Source organism: Saccharomonospora halophila 8 (assembly GCF_000383775.1).
GTDB lineage: Bacteria > Actinomycetota > Actinomycetes > Mycobacteriales > Pseudonocardiaceae > Saccharomonospora > Saccharomonospora halophila.
Window position 1 is genome coordinate 52,111 of the sequence record NZ_KB912540.1, and the last position, 2,069, is coordinate 54,179.

A 2,069-nucleotide genomic window follows, 5' to 3' on the forward strand; every position below is an offset into this window, starting at 1 on the left:
CAGGCGCGGCCGCGGCCGGGGCAAGGGCGGTGACGAGAACGCCGCCGAGGACGAGCAGTCCCCGGTGGCCGACGGTTCGGCCGAGCGGTCCGACGAGCAGCCGGAGGCCGGTGGCTCCGGGGAGCAGCGGGCGGACGACCAGTCCGAACAGGGCGAGACCGAGGGCGGGAGCCGGCGTCGCCGGCGTCGCCGCAGGCGCAAGGGTGGGGACGACGACTCCACCACCGACGACCCGCCGAACACGGTCACCCACATCCGGGACGGCAAGGACGGCGACACCGACAAGTCCGACAAGGCGGACAAGTCCGAGAAGTCCGACAAGAAGTCGGACAAGGGTGAGGACGGCGTCAAGAGCGTGCGCGGTTCGACCCGGCTGGAGGCCAAGCGGCAGCGCCGCCGGGACGGCCGGGAGGCGGGCCGGCGGCGCGCGCCCATCCTGTCGGAGTCGGAGTTCCTCGCGCGCCGGGAGTCGGTGGAGCGCGCGATGGTCGTGGCCGAGCGCGGGGACTCCACCCAGATCGGGGTGCTGGAGGACGGCGTCCTGGTCGAACACTTCGTGACGTCCTCGGGCAGCGGCTCGATCGTCGGGAACGTGTACCTGGGTCGGGTGCAGAACGTGCTGCCGTCGATGGAGGCCGCCTTCATCGACATCGGCCGGGGGCGCAACGCCGTTCTGTACGCGGGCGAGGTGGACTGGGACGCCGCCGGACTCGAAGGCAAGGCCCGCAAGATCGAGCAGGCGCTGTCCAGCGGGGACAACGTGCTCGTGCAGGTCACCAAGGACCCGGTCGGCCACAAGGGCGCGCGGTTGACCACCCAGATCTCGCTGCCCGGCCGGTTCCTGGTGTACGTGCCGTCCGGCGGCGCCACCGGCATCTCCCGCAAACTTCCGGAGAACGAGCGGCGCAGGCTCAAGGACATCCTCAAGCGCATCGTGCCCTCGGACTCCGGCGTCATCATCCGGACGGCCTCGGAGGGGGTCAGCGAGGAGGAGCTGAGCCGGGACGTGAACCGTCTCGAGGCCCAGTGGCAGGTCATCCGGGACAAGGCGGACTCGGCGAAGAGCAGTAAGAAGTCGAACGCACCGACGCTGCTCTACGAGGAGCCGGACCTGCTGGTGAAGGTCGTGCGTGACCTGTTCACCGAGGACTTCGTGAAGCTGGAGATCCAGGGTGACACCGCCTGGGAGACCATCCGGGCCTACGTCGAGCACGTGGCCCCGGACCTGCTCGACCGGGTCAAGCGCCACGTCGGCACCGGGGACGTCTTCACCGAGCACCGGATCGACGAGCAGCTCACCAAGGCGCTGGACCGCAAGGTGTGGCTGCCGTCGGGCGGCTACCTGGTCATCGACCGGACCGAGGCGATGACGGTCATCGACGTCAACACCGGGAAGTTCACCGGCTCCGGCGGCAACCTGGAGGAGACGGTCACCCGCAACAACCTGGAGTCCGCCGAGGAGATCGTGCGCCAGCTCCGGCTGCGGGACATCGGCGGGATCATCGTGATCGACTTCATCGACATGGTCCTGGAGTCGAACCGGGAGCTGGTGCTGCGCAGGCTGACCGAATGCCTCGGCCGGGACCGCACCCGGCACCAGGTCGCCGAGGTCACCTCGCTCGGCCTGGTGCAGATGACCCGGAAGCGGGTGGGCACGGGTCTGCTGGAGGCGTTCTCCAGCACCTGTGAGCACTGCAAGGGGCGTGGCGTAATGGTCTCCCAGGAGCCGCAGAAGGGGTCCGCGCAGGGCACCGGCGGCCACCAGAACGGGCACGGCGGACAGCAGCAGGGCTCCCGGCGTTCGCGGAACAAGGCGAAAGCGGCGGAGAGCGACACGACACGGACGGGTGGCCAGCCCGCCCCGGCGCCGACGCCCGAACAGCGCGAGTCGGTCGCCTCCGCGGTGGCGGTGATGGCGAACGCCTCCGGGGCTTCCGGCGGCTCCGGCGATTCCGGGACCTCCGGTGGCGCCCGGGGAGAGGGGACGGCTCCGAGCTCCGGATCCGGCGCGAAGCTCGACCGCAAGGCGCACCGCCGGGCCGAACGCAAGGCGGCGCGCTCCGCCGGTG

1 protein-coding gene is annotated in these 2,069 nt (G+C 70.9%); it reads left to right on the forward strand.

The window, feature by feature from the left end; translation table 11 throughout:
- Positions 1-2,069 (forward strand): Rne/Rng family ribonuclease (locus tag SACHA_RS21445; protein WP_051110176.1); only part of this gene is annotated, 2,069 nt, incomplete at both ends.